General features: G+C 41.2%; 19 protein-coding genes and 2 other annotated features. All 19 genes read left to right on the forward strand.

Annotation, left to right across the window (positions count from 1 at the left end):
• Positions 1 to 6 precede the first annotated feature (6 nt).
• The 19 genes from MKY65_RS00525 to rplL all read left to right on the forward strand — a co-directional run bounded on the left by MKY65_RS00525 (position 7) and on the right by rplL (position 17,915).
• Positions 7 to 567 (forward strand): UvrB/UvrC motif-containing protein, encoded by a 561-nt coding sequence (locus MKY65_RS00525; RefSeq protein ID WP_042530721.1) that lies wholly within the window; start codon positions 7 to 9, stop codon positions 565 to 567.
• Complete coding sequence (locus tag MKY65_RS00530) at positions 564 to 1,628, forward strand: protein arginine kinase (RefSeq protein WP_339181356.1); 1,065 nt, start codon at positions 564 to 566, stop codon at positions 1,626 to 1,628. Before MKY65_RS00525 ends, MKY65_RS00530 begins: the two co-directional genes overlap by 4 nt.
• 13 nt (positions 1,629 to 1,641) lie before the next feature.
• Complete coding sequence (gene clpC, locus MKY65_RS00535; RefSeq protein ID WP_339181359.1) at positions 1,642 to 4,074, forward strand: ATP-dependent protease ATP-binding subunit ClpC; 2,433 nt, start codon at positions 1,642 to 1,644, stop codon at positions 4,072 to 4,074.
• 213 nt (positions 4,075 to 4,287) lie between these two features.
• Positions 4,288 to 5,661, forward strand: a complete 1,374-nt coding sequence (gene radA, locus MKY65_RS00540; RefSeq protein ID WP_212928863.1) for a DNA repair protein RadA — start codon at positions 4,288 to 4,290, stop codon at positions 5,659 to 5,661.
• Between the two features lie 100 nt (positions 5,662 to 5,761).
• Complete coding sequence (locus tag MKY65_RS00545) at positions 5,762 to 6,859, forward strand: PIN/TRAM domain-containing protein (RefSeq protein ID WP_339181363.1); 1,098 nt, start codon at positions 5,762 to 5,764, stop codon at positions 6,857 to 6,859.
• A 195-nt stretch (positions 6,860 to 7,054) separates the two neighbouring features.
• Positions 7,055 to 8,524 carry a glutamate--tRNA ligase gene (gene gltX, locus MKY65_RS00550; RefSeq protein WP_339181365.1) on the forward strand — a complete coding sequence of 490 codons (1,470 nt, stop codon included), beginning with the start codon at positions 7,055 to 7,057 and terminating at the stop codon, positions 8,522 to 8,524.
• A gap of 81 nt (positions 8,525 to 8,605) precedes the next feature.
• Positions 8,606 to 8,823: a binding site (T-box leader), on the forward strand.
• Between the two features lie 146 nt (positions 8,824 to 8,969).
• Positions 8,970 to 9,614, forward strand: coding sequence for a serine O-acetyltransferase (gene cysE, locus MKY65_RS00555; RefSeq protein WP_339181366.1), 645 nt, complete (start codon positions 8,970 to 8,972; stop codon positions 9,612 to 9,614).
• Positions 9,595 to 11,001, forward strand: coding sequence for a cysteine--tRNA ligase (gene cysS, locus MKY65_RS00560; protein WP_339181369.1), 1,407 nt, complete (start codon positions 9,595 to 9,597; stop codon positions 10,999 to 11,001). Before cysE ends, cysS begins: the two co-directional genes overlap by 20 nt.
• Positions 11,001 to 11,405 (forward strand): Mini-ribonuclease 3, encoded by a 405-nt coding sequence (locus tag MKY65_RS00565; RefSeq protein ID WP_339181372.1) that lies wholly within the window; start codon positions 11,001 to 11,003, stop codon positions 11,403 to 11,405. The genes cysS and MKY65_RS00565 overlap by 1 nt, the downstream gene beginning before the upstream one ends.
• Position 11,406: 1 nt before the next feature.
• Positions 11,407 to 12,159: a 23S rRNA (guanosine(2251)-2'-O)-methyltransferase RlmB gene (gene rlmB, locus MKY65_RS00570; protein WP_339181374.1), complete on the forward strand. Its 753-nt coding sequence runs from the start codon at positions 11,407 to 11,409 to the stop codon at positions 12,157 to 12,159.
• The gene (locus MKY65_RS00575; RefSeq protein WP_339181376.1) at positions 12,160 to 12,666 is read left to right on the forward strand and encodes an NYN domain-containing protein; all 507 of its coding nucleotides are present in this window, start codon (positions 12,160 to 12,162) and stop codon (positions 12,664 to 12,666) included. It begins immediately after the preceding gene.
• Between the two features lie 327 nt (positions 12,667 to 12,993).
• The gene (sigH, locus tag MKY65_RS00580) at positions 12,994 to 13,647 is read left to right on the forward strand and encodes an RNA polymerase sporulation sigma factor SigH (RefSeq protein WP_339181378.1); all 654 of its coding nucleotides are present in this window, start codon (positions 12,994 to 12,996) and stop codon (positions 13,645 to 13,647) included.
• Between the two features lie 266 nt (positions 13,648 to 13,913).
• Positions 13,914 to 14,078 (forward strand): 50S ribosomal protein L33, encoded by a 165-nt coding sequence (rpmG, locus tag MKY65_RS00585; protein ID WP_339181380.1) that lies wholly within the window; start codon positions 13,914 to 13,916, stop codon positions 14,076 to 14,078.
• A 49-nt stretch (positions 14,079 to 14,127) separates the two neighbouring features.
• On the forward strand, positions 14,128 to 14,301 hold the full coding sequence (gene secE / locus MKY65_RS00590) for a preprotein translocase subunit SecE (RefSeq protein WP_339181382.1): 174 nt from the start codon (positions 14,128 to 14,130) through the stop codon (positions 14,299 to 14,301).
• A 137-nt stretch (positions 14,302 to 14,438) separates the two neighbouring features.
• On the forward strand, positions 14,439 to 14,975 hold the full coding sequence (gene nusG / locus MKY65_RS00595) for a transcription termination/antitermination protein NusG (RefSeq protein ID WP_042530745.1): 537 nt from the start codon (positions 14,439 to 14,441) through the stop codon (positions 14,973 to 14,975).
• Positions 14,976 to 15,188: 213 nt separating this feature from the next.
• On the forward strand, positions 15,189 to 15,614 hold the full coding sequence (gene rplK / locus MKY65_RS00600) for a 50S ribosomal protein L11 (RefSeq protein WP_042530747.1): 426 nt from the start codon (positions 15,189 to 15,191) through the stop codon (positions 15,612 to 15,614).
• Positions 15,615 to 15,789: 175 nt separating this feature from the next.
• Positions 15,790 to 16,482 carry a 50S ribosomal protein L1 gene (gene rplA / locus MKY65_RS00605; RefSeq protein ID WP_339181387.1) on the forward strand — a complete coding sequence of 231 codons (693 nt, stop codon included), beginning with the start codon at positions 15,790 to 15,792 and terminating at the stop codon, positions 16,480 to 16,482.
• A gap of 49 nt (positions 16,483 to 16,531) precedes the next feature.
• Positions 16,532 to 16,674 (forward strand) — a sequence feature (ribosomal protein L10 leader region).
• A gap of 49 nt (positions 16,675 to 16,723) precedes the next feature.
• Complete coding sequence (gene rplJ, locus MKY65_RS00610; protein WP_339181389.1) at positions 16,724 to 17,221, forward strand: 50S ribosomal protein L10; 498 nt, start codon at positions 16,724 to 16,726, stop codon at positions 17,219 to 17,221.
• Between the two features lie 328 nt (positions 17,222 to 17,549).
• Entirely contained in the window at positions 17,550 to 17,915 is a 366-nt protein-coding gene (gene rplL, locus MKY65_RS00615) for a 50S ribosomal protein L7/L12 (protein ID WP_042530753.1), read from the forward strand.
• Positions 17,916 to 17,987 lie beyond the last annotated feature (72 nt).

Below are 17,987 nucleotides of genomic sequence, written 5' to 3' on the forward strand. Positions count from 1 at the left end.
AATCGTATGGAATGCCAAGAATGCCATGAAAGAAAGGCGACCCTGCATTTTAAGCATATTATAAACGGTCAAGAGACGAAAGTGAGCCTTTGTGAAGTATGTGCAAAGAAAAAAGGTTATTTAACCTATCCGGAGGAAGGATTCTCATTAAATGACCTTTTATCTGGGCTTTTTCAAAAAGATGGAATACCTTTGAACGCTGCAGGGACAGCAAATTCCAATCAGCCTAAACAGCCGCAGGAGCTGAAATGTTCTTCTTGCGGGAGAACCTTTAGTGAATTTAAAAAAGCAGGGAAATTTGGATGTGCAAATTGTTATGCGTCCTTTGATTCCAAGGTAGAGCCTATCTTACGGCGTGTGCATGCTGGGAATACAAAACATACTGGCAGGATTCCAAAGCGTGCCGGGAAGTATATTCAGCAAAAGCAATTAATATCCTCCCACAAAGAGGAATTAAAACAGCTGATTGAAGATGAAGAATTTGAAAAAGCAGCGGTTCTGCGCGATAAAATCAGAGAGCTGGAAAAAGCGAATCATCAAGATAAGGAAGCGGGTGATAACACGTGACATTAGAATCATTTATCAATGAAGCGATTAGCCCGTGGATGCTGGAGGACGGTCCGGATAAAGACATTGTAATGAGCAGCCGTGTCCGTCTGGCCCGCAACTTTGCGGATAAATTGTACCCGACATCCGGTAATAAGGAAGCGTTGGAAGAGGTACTGCAATTTATAAAGAAAAATTATATAAAAGAAGAGGATTCAGAGCAGGATTCTCTATCTTTTATACCAATGAAGCAATTAAATATGATTGAAAAACTTGTTCTGGTGGAAAAACACTTAATAAGTCCACATTTAATCAAACATAGTGATCATGCTGCAGTGTTATTATCCGAACAGGAGCAGACTTCCATTATGGTAAATGAAGAGGATCATTTGCGTATTCAGGTGTATTATCCTGGGCTTCAGCTAAAAAAAGCTTTAGAGGAAGCGTACTACTTAGATGATTGGCTGGAGGAAGAAGCTGACTATGCATTTGATGAAACAAAAGGTTATCTGACCAGCTGTCCTACCAATATTGGAACAGGCATGCGGGCTTCGATTATGATGCATTTGCCTGCGCTTGTACTGACAAAGCAAATCAACCGGCTTATTCCTGCAATTAATCAATTGGGACTGGTTGTCAGAGGGATATATGGTGAAGGCAGCGAGGCAAGAGGGAATATCTTTCAAATATCGAATCAGATTACACTGGGCAAGTCGGAAGAGGATATTGTGGAAGACCTGGAGAGTATTGTTAATCAGCTTGTGGAGCACGAGCGGATGGCACGGCAGTATATTTACGAGCAATCTGAGATTAGCTTGGAGGATCGTGTCTTCCGTTCCTATGGCACGTTAAAAAATAGCAGAATCATTGATTCGAAGGAGGCTGCTACCTGTATTTCTAATTTGCGTTTGGGAATTGATTTAGGCATAATAGAAAACATTTCCGAGAATATATTAAATGAACTGATGGTTTTAACACAGCCTGGATTCTTGCAGCACTATGCGAATAAAGCACTTCGTTCAGATGAACGTGATATCCGCAGGGCTTCGATTATTCGTGAAAGATTAAATTTGAAAAAATAGGAGGAAAAAACATATGATGTTTGGTCGCTTTACAGAGAGGGCACAAAAGGTATTGGCATTATCTCAAGATGAGGCCGTACGATTAGGCCATAATAATATTGGAACAGAACATATTCTTCTTGGTTTAGTACGTGAAGGAGAAGGCATAGCTGCCAAGGCATTGCAATCTCTTGGGCTGGAAGTAGCTAAAATTCAAGAAGAAGTGGAAAAGCTCATTGGTGTCGGCAAGCAGCCTTCTCAATCGATTCATTATACGCCCAGAGCAAAAAAAGTTGTTGAATTATCTCAGGACGAAGCAAGAAAACTGGGCCACTCCTATGTGGGAACAGAGCATATTCTTTTAGGTCTAATCCGTGAAGGGGAAGGTGTTGCTGCCCGTGTTTTAAATAATCTTGGTGTAAGCTTAAATAAGGCCCGTCAGCAAGTTCTTCAACTGTTAGGGAGCAATGAGTCTCAGACAGGCCGTCAGGGCCGTGCAGGACAGCAAACAAACGCAAGCACGCCTACATTAGATTCTTTAGCCCGCGATTTAACAGTCAGTGCGAAAGAAGGAAAAATCGATCCTGTTATTGGACGCTCTAAGGAAATTGAACGTGTAATCCAAGTATTGAGCCGCCGTACCAAAAACAACCCTGTGTTGATTGGGGAGCCTGGTGTCGGAAAGACAGCTGTTGCAGAAGGACTGGCACAGCAGATCATTGATAATGAAGTACCGGAAACACTACGTGACAAACGTGTGATGACGTTAGATATGGGTACTGTTGTTGCAGGTACAAAATATCGCGGTGAATTTGAGGACCGTTTGAAAAAAGTAATGGAAGAAATCCGTCAATCCGGCAATGTTATTTTATTTATCGATGAACTCCATACGCTGATCGGAGCCGGGGGAGCAGAAGGTGCAATCGATGCGTCAAACATTCTAAAACCGTCCCTTGCCCGCGGTGAGCTGCAATGTATCGGCGCGACGACATTAGATGAATACCGGAAATATATTGAAAAGGATGCCGCGTTAGAGCGCCGTTTCCAGCCAATTCAGGTAGATGAGCCGACCCTGGATGAAACCATTCAAATCTTGAAAGGTTTAAGAGACCGCTACGAAGCGCATCACCGTGTGACTATTACAGATGAAGCAATTGAAGCAGCAGCATCTCTGTCGGATCGATATATCACAGATCGTTTTCTGCCGGATAAGGCAATTGATTTAATCGATGAGGCTGGTTCTAAAGTACGTTTAAATTCTTACACGGTTCCGCCAAATTTAAAAGAATTAGAACAGAAGCTGGAAGAAGTAAGGAAAGAAAAAGACGCCGCTGTCCAAAGTCAGGAATTTGAAAAAGCAGCATCCTTGCGGGACTCTGAACAGCGTTACCGTGAAAAGCTTGAGAAAACAAAGGATGAATGGAAGGAAAAACAAGGACAGACCGATTCGGAAGTAACGATGGAAGACATCGCTGCAGTGGTATCTATCTGGACAGGGGTTCCTGTTGCGAAATTGACGAAAGATGAAAGTGACCGTCTGCTGAACATGGAAGAGATTCTTCATGATCGCGTTATTGGTCAATCGGAAGCAGTGAACGCTGTAGCTAAAGCAATCCGCCGCGCCCGTGCCGGGTTAAAAGACCCTAAGCGCCCAATTGGTTCCTTTATATTTCTTGGACCGACGGGTATTGGGAAAACGGAGCTTGCCCGTGCGCTTGCTGAAGTCATGTTTGCGGATGAGGATGCGATGATCCGGATCGATATGTCAGAGTACATGGAAAGACATGCGACGTCCCGTTTAGTTGGTTCGCCTCCAGGCTATGTTGGCTATGAAGAGGGCGGTCAATTAACCGAACGTGTTCGCCGTAAACCATATTCTGTTGTGCTGTTGGATGAAGTAGAAAAAGCACATCCAGAAGTCTTTAATATCCTCTTGCAGGTCCTTGAAGATGGCCGTTTAACAGATTCAAAGGGAAGAGTAGTTGATTTCCGCAATACGGTTATTATCATGACCTCTAATGTCGGAGCAAGTGAATTAAGACGTAATAAATATGTCGGCTTCACACTGGACAATGATGAGAAGAGAGAGCATGAAGATATGAAGTCGAAGGTGATGGACGAATTGAAAAAAGCATTCCGTCCTGAATTCCTAAATCGTATTGATGAAACCATTGTGTTCCACTCCCTGGAGAGAAAACACATGAAAGATATTGCATCATTAATGCTTAAACAGCTGCAAAAACGCCTGGAGGAGCAAGAGCTGACCCTTTCCCTTACAGATAAGGCAATTGACAAAATTGCTAATGAAGGCTTTGATCCAGAATATGGTGCCCGTCCGCTGAGACGCTCTATTCAAAGTAATATCGAGAATTTATTATCAGAAGAGCTGTTAAAGGGAACCATTCAAAAGGAACAAAAGGTGAAAATAGGGTTGAACAGCAAAGGGGAATTTATTGTCCTTTCTTAAACAGGATGTAAGGTACAGAAAGCTAGAAGAACACGGTTCTTCTAGCTTTCTCCATTTCTCAAAAAAATGCTTGTGGCATAAGTATGGAAGATTCTTTGTGAATTTGATGCTTTTCTGTAACCTATGAAAACCAGAAATAGTCTATAATAATAAATAAGGGTGGTTCAAGAGAAGACGCTAGGCTTGAATCTCACTTGAAGGAGGTTAGAAACGTTGGCAAAAAGGAAAACAAAATTTGTCTGTCAGGAATGTGGATATGAATCGGCTAAGTGGATGGGGAAATGTCCAGCTTGCCATCAATGGAATACGATGGTTGAAGAAATTGAAGCTGCTTCTGTAAAAGGCAGGACAGGATACACGTCTGGTGCAGCCTCCTCACAAAAACCCGAAAAGATTACCTCCATCGAATCAAAGAAGGAACCCCGCATTACGACGAAGATGCGGGAATTTAACCGTGTATTAGGCGGGGGCGTGGTATTAGGGTCACTGGTTTTAATTGGCGGAGATCCGGGTATTGGAAAATCAACACTCCTGTTGCAAATATCTGCACAGCTGGCAGAGAAGGCTTTACCGGTTCTCTACGTATCTGGTGAAGAATCCACAAGGCAAACCAAATTGCGTGCAGATCGTTTAGATATAAAAACGGATGAACTATATGTATTATCAGAAACGAATTTAATGGATATCAGCAGGCAGATAGAAGAAATCAATCCTTCCTTTGTCGTCGTCGATTCCATTCAAACCATTTTTAAAGAAGAGATAACCAGCGCGCCTGGGAGCGTGTCACAGGTCAGAGAATGTACAATGGAGCTTATGAAAATTGCGAAGACCAAAGGCATTCCTGTTTTTATTGTCGGGCACGTAACCAAAGAAGGTTCGATTGCCGGTCCGCGTTTACTGGAGCATATGGTGGATGCGGTGTTGTATTTTGAAGGAGAACGTCATCACACCTATCGTATTTTAAGAGGTGTAAAAAATCGTTTTGGAAGTACGAATGAAATGGGGATTTTTGAGATGAAGGAGGAAGGATTACGTGAAGTAATGAATCCGTCTGAAATCTTTTTAGAAGAGAGATCCCAAGGAGCTGCCGGCTCGACCGTTGTAGCATCAATGGAAGGTACACGCCCTGTTTTAGTAGAGATTCAAGCGCTGATTTCTCCAACAAGCTTCGGGAACCCGCGCAGAACAGCCACGGGAGTAGACCATAACCGCGTGCCGCTTTTAATGGCTGTGCTGGAAAAACGCGTTGGACTGATGCTGCAAAACCAGGATGCTTATATCAAAGTAGCGGGCGGGGTAAAGCTGGATGAACCGGCGATTGACTTAGCACTGGCGGTCAGTATTGCATCGAGTTTCCGCGATCATCCAACCAAACCAGAGGATATTTTTATCGGTGAGGTTGGTTTAACAGGAGAAATTCGCAGAGTCTCCCGAATCGAACAACGGGTGCAGGAGGCTGCGAAACTGGGTTTTAAACGGGTAATCTGCCCGAAAAATAATTTAGACGGCTGGAATTATCCGGCCGGCATCGAAGTAATTGGTGTTTCCAATGTACAGGAAGCTTTAGAAATCGGATTACATCAATAGATTTTTTTGAGGATGAAAATTTAGAAGAATTCCGAGCAGATAAGCATATATTATATGTCATTTGGTAATACTACTAATACGAGTCAGGAGGTGAAAGGAATTGATGAAAAAAGTAGTACACTTATTTTTTATTATTTTAGGAGGTACCATGGGATATCTTTATATTCCAGAAATCGTCCAGCTGTTAAATGTTGCAGAATCAAGCTGGCTAACTTCATCTATCTTGGGAATGATTGTTGGAGCTATTATATTTTTTATCTTGTCTTATTTACTAGTAAACTATATTGTAAATTTCTTTCGTTGGGTGGAAGATGCACTGGTCAAATTACCAGCCATGGATTTATTTTTTGGCAGTATCGGGTTAATTGTCGGTCTAGTTATAGCTTACTTTGTTAATATGCCGTTTCAAGATATGAGTATTCGTATTTTCTCACAGGTCTTGCCGCTGTTCATTATGATTATACTTGGTTATTTAGGATTCCAGGTTGGTTTTCGCCGGCGTGAAGAATTTATGAATATACTCAAACCGGCGAAAAAGGACAAGCGCCGCAGCGGCGAGGAAGAGGACGCAGATGCGGGTACGCAAAGCTTAAGTCCCAAAATTTTGGATACAAGTGTGATTATTGATGGGCGAATAGCTGATATTTGTCAGACTAACTTTTTAGAAGGAACCATTGTGATTCCACAGTTTGTTCTTGGTGAGTTACAGCATATTGCAGATTCATCAGATGCGCTGAAGCGAAACCGCGGCAGACGCGGTTTGGATATTTTGAACAGAATTCAGAAAGAGCTCGCTGTAAAAGTAGAAATTTATGAAGGCGATTTTGAGGATATTCCGGAAGTAGACAGCAAATTGATCAAACTGGCAAAAGTCATTGATGGCATTGTAGTTACGAACGATTTTAATTTAAATAAAGTATGTGACTTCCAGGGAGTGCCTGTTTTAAATATTAATGATCTGGCCAATGCAGTGAAGCCGGTTGTTCTTCCAGGGGAAGAGCTGCATGTGCAGGTCATCAAAGACGGGAAAGAGCATAATCAAGGTGTTGCCTATTTAGATGATGGAACGATGATTGTGGTGGAAGAAGGCAGAGATTATATCGGCAAAAATATTGAGGTTGTTATTACGAGTGTTTTACAAACCTCTGCGGGACGGATGATCTTTGCAAAACCAAAATTACTTGAAAAAGCGTTGTAAAAAGGGTATAACTGATAAAGGATAAAAAAAGTGATAACATATATATGTTATCACTTTTCGTATAGAGCTTGTTTATGAAGATAAGGGGGAGAAAATTCCTTTTATAATAGGTATTTCAAAAAATTTCTATCAGATTTTTTGAATAGATACAAGGCAGGCAGCGATGATATATAAACAATGAAGGAGGCATTTTAAATGAGTAAGGAAGTTCGCGTACGTTATGCACCTAGTCCAACGGGTCATTTACACATTGGTAACGCTCGTACGGCTTTATTTAATTATTTATATGCAAAACATTTTGATGGGAAATTCATTATCCGCACAGAAGACACAGATGATAAAAGAAACGTAGAGGGCGGCGAAGAGAGTCAATTAAAATATTTAAAATGGCTCGGCTTAGAATGGGATGAAGGTGCCGATATCGGCGGTGATTATGGTCCTTATCGCCAGACAGAGCGCTTAGATATCTATCAGAAGTTTGTAGATGAACTGCTTGAGCGTGATTTAGCTTATAAATGCTATATGACAGAGGACGAGTTAGAGGCAGAACGGGAAGCGCAGCGTGCAAATGGACAAGTCCCTAAATACGCTGGAAAACATAGCAACTTAACAGAGGAAGAAATTCAGGGCTTTGAAGCAGAGGGCAGAACGCCAAGTATCCGTATTCGTGTTCCTGAAAATAAAACATACACGTTCCAAGACATTGTCCGCGGAGAAATCACATTTGAGTCCAGTGATTTTGGCGACTGGGTCATTGTAAAGAAAAACGGAATTCCTACCTATAATTTTGCTGTAGCTATCGATGATCATTTGATGGAAATTACCGACGTATTGCGCGGGGAAGAGCATATTTCCAATACACCCAAGCAAATGATGGTATATGATGCGTTTGGATGGCCAGCACCGCGTTACGGGCATATGACATTAATTCTGAATGAAGAGCGTAAAAAGCTGAGTAAACGTGATGAGCACATTCTGCAGTTTATTGAGCAATATCGTAATTTAGGCTATTTGCCGGAAGCGATGTTTAACTTCATCAGCTTGCTTGGATGGTCTCCAGTTGGCGAAGAAGAGATGTTTACACAGGATGAACTGATTAATATATTTGATCCAGAGCGTTTATCTACGTCTGCCGCTATTTTTGACCAGCATAAATTGAAATGGATGAACAATGAATATATTAAAAAAGCAGATTTAAGCCGTGTCATCGATCTAGCGTTACCGCATTTAATCAAAGCAGGCAAGCTTCCGGAGAATATGGATGAGAAGACGCGTGAATGGGCGGAAAATGTAATTAGTCTATATCGTGAACAATTGCGCTACGGGGCAGAAATCGTTGAATTGACAGAGCTGTTCTTCCAGGAGGATATTACCTATGGTGAAGCAGAACGGGAAGTTTTAGGAGAAGAGCAGGTGCCTGAAGTATTGCAAGTGTTCACAGATAAATTAATTCATTTAGAGTCGTTTGATAAAGATTCGATTAAAGCGCAGTTTAAAGCAACCCAAAAAGAAACAGGACATCGCGGTAAAAAACTCTTTATGCCGATCCGTGTAGCAACAACAGGACAAATGCACGGTCCAGAGCTTCCGTTTGCTATCGAATTGCTGGGGAAAGATGTTATCGTGAAGCGTCTTGATAAATTATTAAAGGAAATGGGAGCTTAAGAGTTCACATTTCTTGTGTAATATAATATATTATCTTTATAAGTTTCGCCTATGTTATGATAGCTATGAAAATCAAATAAATTTAAATCGTTGAAGAGGTAAAGTAAAAATGAATTTCTTACACAGAGAGAGTCACAGTTGCTGCGAGTGACTTTAAGATTTCTTTTTGAAGTGCGCCTCAGAGTCTATTGTGGAACATAAAGTACATGGTAGCGGTTCTCTGCCGTTAACAGAGCAAAGGGGAGAAAGATATTTTTTTCTCTAAACAGAGTGGAACCGCGCTAAAAAGCGTCTCTGTGTTTTCAATAACACAGAGACGCTTTTTTTATATCTAATCAAAGAAAAGATAAATTCATTTTTACTTTATTAGGCAGTAATCGATTTTGCTAATTAATTTAAACAGAAGGGACTGTATATAGTGGTCTTTCGGAAAATGAAGGAGGATATGGATGTTGTTTTTGAACAGGATCCAGCCGCCCGCACGTATTTTGAAGTTATGTTAACTTACTCTGGTGTACATGCGATTTGGGCGCATCGCATCGCACATTGGCTGTATAACAAAAATCTGAAGTTCTTGGCTCGTTTTATTTCGCAATTCTCTCGTTTTATAACTGGTATTGAAATTCATCCTGGAGCCAAAATAGGAAGAAGATTGTTTATTGACCATGGCATGGGCGTGGTTATCGGGGAGACCTGTGAAATAGGTGATAACGTCACTATTTTCCAAGGAGTAACACTCGGCGGAACGGGAAAAGAACAAGGGAAACGGCATCCTACCATTGAAGACAATGCGATGGTTTCAACAGGGGCAAAGGTACTTGGAGCCATTACGATTGGAGAAAACTCGAAAATCGGGGGAGGCTCAGTGGTATTAAAGAATGTTCCTGCTAACGCTACGGTCGTCGGTGTTCCTGGGCAGGTTGTTGTTCAAGATGGAATACGTCTGAACAGAGATCTGGATCATCAAAATATTCCAGATCCAGTTGCAGAAAAATGCAAAAGCCTGCAAGATCAAATCGAGGAACTGAAAGCAGAAATGGAGCTTTTAAAGAAAGGGAGAATAAACAACCATGACGATTCAAATATATAATACGCTAACGAGACAGAAGGAAGATTTCAAACCCATTGAGTCTGGGAAAGTGTCTATGTACGTATGCGGTCCGACGGTATATAACTATATCCATATCGGAAATGCACGTCCGGCAATTGTATTCGACACGGTTCGCAGGTATTTTGAATATCGGGGATATGAGGTCAACTATGTCCTCAACTTTACAGATGTAGATGATAAAATTATTAAAGCAGCCAAGGAAGCAGAAGAGGAAGTCGGTGCATTGGCTGACCGGTTTATCGATGCGTATTTAGAAGACGTGGGCGCATTAGGCGTCAAAAAAGCAACGAAAAATCCGCGTGTCATGGATTCGATGCAGGAAATTATAGCGTTTATCAAAGAATTGATAGACAAGGGCTATGCTTATGAAGCAGAAGGAGATGTTTATTTCAAACCGCGTTCCTTTAAAGGGTATGGAAAGCTTTCTCATCAGTCTATTGACGAATTACGTTCTGGTGCACGAATCCAAGTCGGAGAGAAAAAAGAGGATCCGCTGGATTTTGCTTTATGGAAAGAAGCAAAAGAGGGAGAAATTGCGTGGGAAGCGCCATGGGGCAAAGGACGTCCAGGCTGGCATATTGAATGCTCAGCAATGGCTAAGAAACATTTAGGAGATACCATTGATATTCATGCCGGGGGACAGGACTTAACTTTTCCGCATCATGAGAATGAGATTGCACAATCGGAAGCACATAATGATACTACCTTTGCTAACTATTGGATGCATAACGGCTATATTAATATCGATAATGAAAAAATGTCGAAGTCACTTGGTAATTTTGTGCTGGCACGTGATTTAATCAATATGCATGACCCGAAAGTGCTGCGTTTCTTTATGCTTTCTGTTCACTACCGCAATCCGATTAACTTTACAGAAGAGCTATTACAAAGCGCAAAAACAAGTTTGGAACGCATTGAAACAGCTTATCATAATTTAGGGCATCGACGCCAAACAAGCATGGATTTAAGAGGAGATAACAAGGAGTGGGTAGACCGTATTGAAGAGCGTACAAAACGGTTTGAAGCAGAGATGGACGATGACTTTAATACAGCCAATGCAATTTCCATTCTATTTGATTTATCTAAAGAGGCGAATGTCTATGTCCAAGAGGAGCAAACGGCTAAAGAAGTCATTGATGCTTTCCGTGAAGCCCTTGCTTCGATGCTTGGAGTGTTGGGAATTGACATTGAAAATGAACAGGAAGAATTACTGGATGAAACGATTGAAGCATTGATTGCAGAACGAAATGAGGCCCGGAAAAATCGTGATTTTGCCCGTGCGGATGAAATACGCGATCAATTGAAACAGGAACAGATTATCTTAGAGGATACGCCACAAGGAGTAAGATGGAAAAGAGGTAAATAATGAAAGCCAGTGACGTCAGGCAAATGAAAAGTCTCGCTTTAGCCTATATCGGCGATGCGATTTATGAGGTGTATGTGCGCGAACAATTATTAGAGCGGGGGACCATTAAACCAAATCAACTACATCAGGCAGCGATTCGTTATGTATCCGGTAAGTCACAGGCAAAGGTTATCCTCCATTGGCTGGAACAGGAAGCCTTTTTAACGGAAGAAGAGAGCAGAGTGGTCATCCGGGGAAGAAATGCAAAATCAGGCAGTATTCCTAAAAATATTAATGTACAGACGTATCGGTATAGTACAGCGTTTGAAGCATTGATTGGCTATCACTATTTATTAAAAAATGAACAGAGACTGCAGGAATTGATGACGCAAGCAATGGATTTTTTAGAAGAAGGGAGTGCTTAAAATGACGCAGGAAAAGGAATGGATTATGGGGAAGAACCCCGTAATCGAAGCATTGAAATCTGGCCGTTCTGTTAATAAGGTTTGGATATCCGAACAATTGCAGGGAGCGGCTGCGCATAAAATACAGCAGCTTGCCCGCGAAGCAGGAGCAGTGGTTCAAAAGGCTCCGAGGTCGAAGCTGGATAAAATGCAGGAGGGGAATCATCAGGGAGTGATTGCTTCCGTTGCCTCTTATCCCTATGCATCACTGGAAGACCTTTTTGCCAAAGCGGAGGAAAGAGAGGAGGCTCCTTTCTTTATTTTGCTGGATGAATTAGAGGACCCGCATAATCTGGGATCTATTTTACGTACAGCCGATGCAACAGGGGCACATGGAGTAATTATCCCGAAGCATCGTTCCGTGGGTTTAACCGCAACGGTAGCGAAAACAGCAGCAGGAGCGTTAGAGCATATTCCTGTAGCCAGAGTGACCAATATAGCGAATACCATTGATGAGCTTAAGGAAAGAAATGTATGGATTATTGGGACGGAAGCGGATGCGGATGAAGATTACCGGCAGCTGGATGGAACGCTGCCTCTCGGATTAGTTATTGGAAATGAAGGAAAAGGAATGAGCCGCCTCGTGCGAAAGAAATGTGACTGGACGGTGAGCCTGCCGATGGTTGGACAAGTATCCTCCCTAAATGCCTCTGTTGCATGCAGTTTACTTCTTTATGAAGTGCTCAGAAAGCGACTGCCGCTGGGGAGTGCTTAAATGGTTGTATTAATTGTAGATGGCTATAATATCATCGGTGCGTGGCCGGAGCTTGAGCAGCTGAAGGAAAAAGATATTGGACAGGCAAGAGACCGGCTTATTGAACTCCTTGCAGAGTATCAGGCATTTACCGGAGATCGCGTGATTGTCGTCTTTGATGCTTACTATGTTCGGGGAATTGAATCGAAAGAAGAAAAACATAAAGTGGAAGTAATCTACACAAAGGAAAAAGAAACTGCAGATGAATGTATCGAGAAACTCGTGAAAACCGTAAAAAATATCCAAACGCAGGTGTATGTTGCAACGTCCGATTATGCAGAGCAGCGTACTATTTTCGGGCAGGGTGCGCTGCGTAAGTCTGCCAGAGAACTGCAGATTGAGATGGATGATATGAACCAGGAAATCCGTATAAATCTTGAGGTGCACCAAAAAGAAAAGCCTGCTGTTAAAATTCCAATAAACCAAGAGTTACGAAAACGGTTTGAAGAGATGCGCCGCGGGAGATAGAGTAATACATGGAAAGTATAATAGACTGGAATGCCTCTCAGCCAGTTCATGAGAAGTGTTCCTGTCCATGTCGCTCCGCACAAACACGGTTTTGACGAAAAATATTTTTAGATAGGAAATAAAAATACAGCTTGAGAGCATGGCAGGTAAGCAGTTCACGTTTTTTTAGACACTCATCCATTAGGCGAAAAGTCTTAGTGATTTTCACGAAAACGACAAATTACGACTGCTTCTGTCATAAAAGGGTCGTTGACGATATTTCGGCTCGTCTAGTATAATAGTGCCTATCGTGGATATATTTGGAGATATCGATTTAGGAGGGGATTGTTGGTGAATGGTGGGCAAATCAATACACGCAGCAAGAAACTGGACAAGCTAGAAGATATTAATTTGCTGGGATTAATCGATCAAGGTGACAGTTATGCATTGGACCTCCTGATACATCGGTATTTAAATTTTGTACGGTTAAAAGCAAGAACCTACTTTTTGGTCGGCGCAGACAAAGAAGATATTATTCAAGAGGGAATGATTGGATTATATAAGGCTATCCGCGACTTTGATCTGGAGCAGCCAACTTCTTTTAAAGCATTTGCAGAATTATGCGTGACCAGACAAATTATTACGGCGATTAAAACAGCAACAAGGCAAAAACATCTCCCCTTAAATTCGTATGTTTCTTTAGATAAGCCAATCTATGAGGAAGAATCCGACCGGACATTGATGGATGTCATATCCAGTCCAGAGGACAGCGACCCGGAGGAGACGCTTATTAATCGGGAAGCGTATGGAGCAATGGAGTTTAAATTATCAGAATTATTGAGCGGATTGGAAAAACAGGTGCTGCAGCTATATTTGGACGGTTGTACCTATCAAGAAATTGCCGAACAATTAAATCGCCATGTAAAATCAATTGATAACGCTTTAGTACGGGTAAAACGAAAATTAGAAATCCTGCTTGAAGAGGATGGGGTTACCATTTAAAAAGCTGTTATCTGCCTGTAGATTTTAGAGAGTAAATGAAAGAAATATATATGTGAAATAATCGGATCACAACCCTTTACATCTAACAAAATAAAATGTTTATTTTATAATAAAGTGCAGCGCCAGCAGCGTAGTAAATGCTTTTAAACAAACATTTTATCTCATCCTGTATAGAAACGGAAGAGAATGTCATGCTTTTGAAACGAGTCATAACATTGACATAATGATAGCGAAGTGCTATGTTAATATAGTCTATGTCCCTATGTATGGGGGTGGAAGTTATGAGTAAAAAGATTGTCTTATCATGTGCAGTATGTTCTAGCAGGAACTATTCAACGAACAAAAACGCAGCCAATCAATCGCAGAGATTAGAAGTGAACAAGTTCTGTAAACATTGCCAAACACATACGCTGCACCGTGAGACCAAGTAGATATAGATTGATGGATAGATTCGCGTAAGTTCGGGGGGAAAGAGATAAAATGTTTAAGTTCTTAAAAAATGTTTCCAATGAAATGAAGAAAGTAAGCTGGCCAAAAGGGAAAGAACTAAGAAACTATACCTTTGTGGTAATTTCTACAGTTATCTTTATGGCAATATTCTTTTTCGTTGTTGATTTAGGTATATCAGAATTTTTAGGTGCATTTTTTGAATAATTCCTTTATAATGCAGGTATAATGAAAAGAAGAAAAAGTCAGTGAAAACCCGATTTATGCGGGTTTTTTAAATTGGATAAAAAAGCTATCGTTTATTCATGAAGAGGAGGGGACAGGACAGCTATTGTCCGATATAAATGGAAAAGAATTGGTATGTGGTTCACACGTATTCCGGCTATGAGAACAAAGTGAAAATGAACCTTGAAAAAAGAGTAGAGTCCATGGGTATGGAAGATAAAATATTCCGTGTAATTGTTCCGGAAGATGAAGAAGCAGAAATTAAAGACGGCAAGAAAAAAATGGTAAAGAAAAAATCTTTCCCGGGCTATGTTTTAACAGAAATGGTGATGACAGACGACTCGTGGTACGTGGTACGAAACACTCCTGGCGTTACCGGATTTGTAGGCTCCAGCGGACACGGCGCAAAGCCGACACCGATATTGCCGGATGAAGTAGACGTTGTGCTGAAAAGAATGGGTGTCAGCGAACCAACTGTTCAAGTTGACTTTGAGATTAAAGAAAGTGTTCGTGTCACAGACGGTCCATTTGCAGATTTCACAGGAACGATTGAACAAATTGATACAGATAAGCAAAAACTGAAAGTACATGTGAATATGTTTGGAAGAGAGACACCAGTTGAACTGGATTTCTCCCAAGTAGACAAGCTTTCATAAGTTTTTCAAACCAGCAGGAATATGACAGCAGCATAGACAAGTTCTGCGGAGTAAGGTATTTTCAAGAATCAAGGCTTGCTTTTTTCACAAATTCATGCTAAGATTCTTTTGTTATTCTTGTTCTCAATTAAAAGGGGAACAGGAAATGAGTGGGAGGGTAAATAAAATAAGAGACCCTATTACCACATCACGGACTTTAAGGAGGTGTGTCTCGTGGCTAAAAAAGTAATCAAATTAGTAAAATTGCAAATTCCTGCGGGAAAAGCAAATCCAGCACCACCGGTTGGGCCGGCTCTAGGTCAAGCAGGTGTTAACATTATGGGATTCTGTAAAGAATTTAACGCTCGAACACAAGAACAAGCAGGTTTAATTATCCCTGTAGAAATCACTGTATTCGAGGATCGTTCATTTACATTTGTTACAAAGACTCCGCCGGCAGCAGTGCTACTTAAAAAAGCAGCTGGAATCGAGTCTGGTTCAGGTGAACCTAACAAAACCAAAGTCGCTACTGTAAAACGCGACCAGGTAAAAGAAATCGCTGAAACAAAAATGCCGGATTTAAATGCAGCTGATGTTGATGCGGCAATGCGCATGGTTGAAGGTACTGCGCGCAGTATGGGAATCACCATCGAAGACTGATTCAGTATTCCGTAGACAAACGTTTTGTAGTTAAAAGGTTGCGGCTGTTTTCATCCGCAGCCTTATTCGGGAGAAGAATAAATCGATAGATGATTCGCGTGCTGGACAAGAGTAATTCTCTTGTCTCGTGGGAGGTACAACCGTTATAACCACAAAAGAGGAGGATATAATTAATATGGCTAAATATGGTAAAAAACATCAAGAAGCTTTAAAGCAGATTGATCGTACAAAAGCATATGAAATAAAAGAAGCTGTAGAGCTTGCAAAAAAGACTGCAAAAGCAAACTTTGATGAATCAGTAGAAGCTGCTTTTCGTCTTGGTGTAGATCCTAAAAAAGCAGATCAACAAATCCGCGGAGCAATGGTTTTACCGCATGGTACTGGTAAAACACAACGCGTTCTTGTATTTGCTAAAGGTGAGAAAGCGAAAGAAGCAGAAGCTGCTGGTGCAGATTATGTTGGAGAAGAAGATTATATTAATAAAATCAACCAAGGATGGTTCGATTTTGATGTGATTGTTGCTACTCCGGATATGATGGCTCAAGTAGGTAAATTAGGCCGTGTTTTAGGACCAAAAGGTTTAATGCCAAACCCTAAAACAGGAACAGTAACTTTTGAAGTAGAAAAAGCTGTTCAAGACATTAAAGCTGGTAAAGTAGAATATCGCGTTGATAAATCTGCTAATATCCATGTTCCAATCGGAAAAATTTCTTTCGGTGACGAGAAATTAGTAGAAAACTTTGCTGCGCTTGCAGATCAGCTTGTGAAAGTGAAACCTCAGTCTTCTAAAGGAACTTACCTTAAAAATGCTTCTATTGCATCTACAATGGGACCAGGAATCAAAGTTGACGTTTCAAACTTCCGTTAATTAGTAGTTGACTTTTAAGCCAACGTTCGATATACTAATTTTCGGTTTAATAAAATCGAATGTTATACCGTAGACAGCAGGGGCTCTTGAGAGCTTAATCAGCCTGCCGAGGTGTTTATTTATAGAAAGGCAAACCGTTTTGCCAATCTAAGTAAGCTCTCATGTCTGCATGGGAGCTTTTTTAATAGAAAAGCACGTTCGAACGGTGTAATAATAGGGACTGTTATTAGGAGGTGGAAAGATGTCAGGGATTATTGAACAGAAGAAACAATTAGTAGAGGAAATCGCAGATAAGTTTCGCAATAGCCAATCTGCAGTAGTAGTTGACTATCGCGGTCTTGACGTTTCAGAGGTTACTGCACTTCGTAAAGAACTTCGTGAAGCAGGTGTTGAATTCAAAGTATATAAAAATACGATGGTTCGCCGTGCGGTAGAATCTGTAGAACTGAATGAGCTTAGTGAAGTCTTAACTGGACCGAATGCCATTGCATTCAGTGAAGATGTAGTAGCTCCAGCGAGAATCTTGAATAACTTCAGTAAAGACCATGATGCCTTAGAAATTAAAGGCGGTGTTATTGAAGGAAGCGTTGCTTCACTTGAACAAATCAAAGAGCTTGCAGACCTGCCAAACTACGAAGGTATGGTATCTATGCTGCTTAGCGTACTTCAAGCTCCAATCCGCAACTTTGCTTATGCTACAAAAGCTGTTGCAGAGCAAAAAGAAGAACAAGGTGCATAATACACCAACCGGTTTAATAACGAAAAGTGCAGAGCGCCCGTTTAAAAACGTAGAGATTGGAGCGGCGTACCTGAGATAAAGGAATCACGGTGAGGTAACGAACCGATGATGACTTTCACCCGCAGGGCATAAGTGCGACTTTACTTCTGCCTTCGCCTGTCGGCTTGCCAATCAGTAAGTCTGCTTTATCGTAGGGTGCGACGTGAAATCTCTAAAGTTTGGCGCTCGGAGCTGGACAGCTATATCTCTAGCTTAAGAGTAAATTTATGATAAAACCATATGCTTGCTTACAAATAAAAACAAACTTATTATTAGGAGGATTTTAATCATGACAAACGAAGAAATGATCAGTGCAATTAAAGAAATGACTGTACTTGAATTAAACGATTTAGTAAAAGCAATCGAAGAAGAGTTCGGCGTAACAGCTGCTGCTCCAGTTGCTGCAGCAGGTGCTGCTGGCGGCGGTGCTGCTGAAGAAGAAAAAACAGAATTTGACGTTGTTCTTAACGATGCTGGTGCATCTAAGATCAAAGTTGTTAAAGCAGTTCGTGAAATCACTGGACTTGGCTTGAAAGATGCGAAAGACTTAGTAGATAACGCTCCTAAAGCAATTAAAGAAGGAGCATCTAAAGAAGAAGCTGAAGAAATTAAAGGTAAACTTGAAGAAGCTGGTGCTTCTGTAGAAGTTAAATAATTTAGCAAATATAAGAAAAAGAGCTCGTCGTATTTTAGGCGGGCTCTTTTATCACGAAACCATAAAGGTCAC

Source organism: Oceanobacillus sp. FSL W7-1293, assembly GCF_037969815.1.
Taxonomy (GTDB): domain Bacteria; phylum Bacillota; class Bacilli; order Bacillales; family Amphibacillaceae; genus Oceanobacillus; species Oceanobacillus oncorhynchi.

Bases quoted from the DNA above. Each gene is read 5' to 3' on its own strand.
- cysE (WP_339181366.1), top strand. From the start codon at position 8,970: ATGGATGTTGTTTTTGAACAGGATCCAGCCGCCCGCACGTATTTTGAA.
- MKY65_RS00525 (WP_042530721.1), top strand. From the start codon at position 7: ATGGAATGCCAAGAATGCCATGAAAGAAAGGCGACCCTGCATTTTAAG.
- clpC (WP_339181359.1), top strand. From the start codon at position 1,642: ATGATGTTTGGTCGCTTTACAGAGAGGGCACAAAAGGTATTGGCATTA.
- MKY65_RS00565 (WP_339181372.1), top strand. From the start codon at position 11,001: ATGAAAGCCAGTGACGTCAGGCAAATGAAAAGTCTCGCTTTAGCCTAT.
- secE (WP_339181382.1), top strand. From the start codon at position 14,128: ATGTTTAAGTTCTTAAAAAATGTTTCCAATGAAATGAAGAAAGTAAGC.
- nusG (WP_042530745.1), top strand. From the start codon at position 14,439: ATGGAAAAGAATTGGTATGTGGTTCACACGTATTCCGGCTATGAGAAC.
- cysS (WP_339181369.1), top strand. From the start codon at position 9,595: ATGACGATTCAAATATATAATACGCTAACGAGACAGAAGGAAGATTTC.
- rplA (WP_339181387.1), top strand. From the start codon at position 15,790: ATGGCTAAATATGGTAAAAAACATCAAGAAGCTTTAAAGCAGATTGAT.
- rlmB (WP_339181374.1), top strand. From the start codon at position 11,407: ATGACGCAGGAAAAGGAATGGATTATGGGGAAGAACCCCGTAATCGAA.
- rplJ (WP_339181389.1), top strand. From the start codon at position 16,724: ATGTCAGGGATTATTGAACAGAAGAAACAATTAGTAGAGGAAATCGCA.
- gltX (WP_339181365.1), top strand. From the start codon at position 7,055: ATGAGTAAGGAAGTTCGCGTACGTTATGCACCTAGTCCAACGGGTCAT.
- MKY65_RS00575 (WP_339181376.1), top strand. From the start codon at position 12,160: ATGGTTGTATTAATTGTAGATGGCTATAATATCATCGGTGCGTGGCCG.
- rpmG (WP_339181380.1), top strand. From the start codon at position 13,914: ATGGGGGTGGAAGTTATGAGTAAAAAGATTGTCTTATCATGTGCAGTA.
- rplL (WP_042530753.1), top strand. From the start codon at position 17,550: ATGACAAACGAAGAAATGATCAGTGCAATTAAAGAAATGACTGTACTT.